Annotated in this window: 5 protein-coding genes; 3 read left to right on the forward strand and 2 right to left on the reverse strand. The window is 63.1% G+C overall.

The annotated features are described in order from the left end of the window. The 3 genes from RMN95_RS12160 to RMN95_RS12170 form a co-directional block, all read left to right on the forward strand. On the forward strand, positions 1-373 hold a 373-nt coding region (locus RMN95_RS12160; protein ID WP_309617174.1), incomplete at its 5' end, for an AGE family epimerase/isomerase. Further along, entirely contained in the window at positions 370-1,269 is a 900-nt protein-coding gene (locus RMN95_RS12165) for an ROK family protein (protein WP_309617175.1), read from the forward strand. The genes RMN95_RS12160 and RMN95_RS12165, both read left to right, overlap by 4 nt. A gap of 373 nt (positions 1,270-1,642) precedes the next feature. After that, complete coding sequence (locus tag RMN95_RS12170; RefSeq protein WP_309617176.1) at positions 1,643-2,113, forward strand: dihydrofolate reductase family protein; 471 nt, start codon at positions 1,643-1,645, stop codon at positions 2,111-2,113. Positions 2,114-2,170: 57 nt separating this feature from the next. Here the strand turns inward: RMN95_RS12170 and RMN95_RS12175 are convergent, their stop codons facing one another. Both RMN95_RS12175 and RMN95_RS12180 read right to left on the reverse strand, forming a co-directional pair. After that, complete coding sequence (locus RMN95_RS12175; protein WP_309617177.1) at positions 2,171-2,476, reverse strand: helix-turn-helix domain-containing protein; 306 nt, start codon at positions 2,474-2,476, stop codon at positions 2,171-2,173. Further along, positions 2,476-2,708, reverse strand: a 233-nt coding sequence (locus RMN95_RS12180) for a type II toxin-antitoxin system RelE/ParE family toxin (protein ID WP_309617178.1), incomplete at its 5' end; no start/stop codon positions are given. The genes RMN95_RS12180 and RMN95_RS12175, both read right to left, overlap by 1 nt.

The raw sequence follows: 2,708 nt of genomic DNA on the forward strand, positions 1-2,708 counted from the left end.
CAAGGATGGCTGGGATAAGTCGCGGGGCGGCCTGGTCTACAGCGTCGATTTCGAAGGTCGGGTGGTGAATTCCGATCGGATGCACTGGACCATGGCCGAGGCAGTGGGAGCAGCCGTATACCTCGACCGCCTCACTGACAGTCACGCCGACTACGAGGTCTGGTACCGCTCTTTCTGGGACTACATCGAGCTCTCGGTGATCGACCGCGCTGGCGGTAGCTGGTGGCATCAACTTGATAAGGATGGACGCCCAGCCTTCTCGACATGGCCCGGTAAGCCTGATCTGTACCATGCATTCCAGGCCACGCTCTATGCGAGGGCGGATCCCCGGCTCGGTCTCGCCGCCGCGGCAAAAGCGGGATTCATCCAGTGAGCGTGCCAGACGGCCTCGTGCCGGTGTTGGAAGTTGGCGGGACACATGTCACGGCGGCGTTGGTGTCCCTTTTCGGCGGGACACCCATCGTCCTTGATCATTTTCGTTTCGAGTTGCGGTCTTCTGGCCCAGCCGACGACATCATCGGGCAACTTGCGTCCGCCGCCTCGCGCCTGGAAGTCAAGGACTCTCGTGCGTGGGGCATCGCCATCCCGGGCCCATTCGACTATGCCGCAGGGATCGGTCGCTTCGAAGAGGTCGGCAAGTTCGAGAGTCTTAATGGGTTCGACCTGCGGGCGGCGTTGATAGCAACGATCCACGCCACTCCCCGCAGCGTGTCGTTCGTCAATGATGCGGACGCCTTCGGCCTCGGCGAATCTGCTGGGGGAGCAGCTCGCCACTACGATCGTGCTGTCTGCCTCACTCTCGGCACCGGAGTGGGATCTGCCTTTATCGCGAGCGGCGTTCCCATCAACGACGGTCCAACAGTTCCGCGGGATGGCAGCGCTCATGTGTTGGAGTGGAACGCCCGCCCGCTCGAGGAAGCCGTTTCGCGGCGTGCGATCCGCGCTCGCTACGCCGAGCTGACGGACGAAGATCTTGATGTGCACGACATTGCCCAGAGGGCTCGCCTGGGAGATGAGGCCGCCGCGGTCGTGCTCAATGACGCGATGAGGGCGCTCGGATTCGCTATCGCACCGTGGATCGACTCATTCGCGGCAGAGATTCTCGTCGTCGGCGGCTCGATATCAAAGTCGTGGGACATCCTGGAGCGACCGCTCCGCGTCGGGATCACGTCTGCGCGGCCTCGTCTCGCGCAGCTCGCATTGGCTCCGGCAGCGCTTCCCAACGACGCTCCACTTATTGGCGCCGCTTTATCGATACTGGAGCAGTGAGCACTATCCCATCCGACTCGACCGTCGCCTGTTCACACTTATCTGGGTACGGGTGAACACTGCGGTTCGTTGCTAACACTTGCGCTGCGGAGGTCGGTCTCCCCTGCTGCGCAGCCGCGGCATCCATCAACGAAAGCGTTGACCTTGCCGCACGGTTCTGGCGACGTGAATGACGAAGACCTAGATTCCCGGAGGGACCTCATGACGGTTCGCATCGACCTCAACCTCTCGCTCGACGGCATTGTGATAACGGCTAACCAGTCGCCGGAGAATCCGATGGGCGAGGACTGGGGCAGACTCGTCGCGCATTACCTTGCCACGAGGACTATGCGCGAGCGAGTGACGGGCGAGACGTCGGGCGAGGAGACGACCGGTGTCGACGATCGCTACGCAGCGGCGTACTTCTTGGGGGGTTGGTGCGGAGATTATGGGCGCGGGGATGTTCGGGCTGCACGCGTTTCCGGATTATCCGGGGTGGCGGGGCTGGTGGGGCGACGAGCCGCCGTTTCGCGTGCCGGTGCTGGTGTTGACGCACCGGGAGCGCCCGCCGATCGAGTTCGCCAATGGCACCCGCTTCGAGTTCATCGCCGCGACGCCGCAGAAGGCTCTCGCGTGGGGGCGGGAGCTGGCCGGTGGGTCTGACGTCCGCATCGGCGGGGGAGCGAGTGTTGCCCGCGACTTCCTTGCCGTAGGCCTCGTGGACCGCCTTCACGTCGCGATCGCCCCGATCGTACTGGGACGCGGGATGCGCCTGTGGGATGACCTGCGCGAGCTGGAGCGCGACTACACGGTCACGTCGGAGGTTGCCGAGAGCGGCGTCATCCACATCACGTTTGCGCGCTGAGGTTTCAGTGGAGCGCCGCGCACCCTGGGCCGACGTGTCGCGACCGGGGTGTGCGGGTCAAGCGATCTGGATCCGCCGATCGCCGATCTCGACCTCTACATGCAGCTGACCGCCGACGGCCTCGACATAGCGACGAAGAGTATCAATCTGGGTGCGTTCGATCTCTCCGTGCTCAAGGCGAGACACTCTGTTCTGGCTGACCTCCAGCGCCTGTGCGAGTTCGACTTGAGTTAGCCCGAGCGCTTCACGCAATTCACGCAATTGGTAGGCACGCACCTCGTCGAGCATCCGTCGCTTGTGATCGTCGACGGCGGCGCGATCGACAGGACGCTTCGTAAGCACGTCCTCCAGTGTCTTCACCATCAGCTTTGGCCCTTCAGTCTCTTCAGGTGGTCGTCGAATCGGTTGTCGGCGACCGGGATGTTGTCTCGGTACCACTTCTTCCAGTTGCCTGCCTTGTCGCCCGCAACCAGAAAGATCGCCTTTCGTTCCGGATCGAACGCGAACAACATGCGCAATTCCGAGCGGCCGCTCGATCCTGGCCGCAGTTCCTTCATGTTTCTATGTCGAGATCCCACCACCGAGTCGACGAGGG

It is taken from the genome of Salinibacterium sp., assembly GCF_031364185.1.
Taxonomy (GTDB): Bacteria; Actinomycetota; Actinomycetes; order Actinomycetales; family Microbacteriaceae; genus Rhodoglobus.

Excerpts from the sequence above, each read along its gene's own strand:
- RMN95_RS12175 (WP_309617177.1), bottom strand. The coding sequence starts at position 2,476 with ATGGTGAAGACACTGGAGGACGTGCTTACGAAGCGTCCTGTCGATCGC.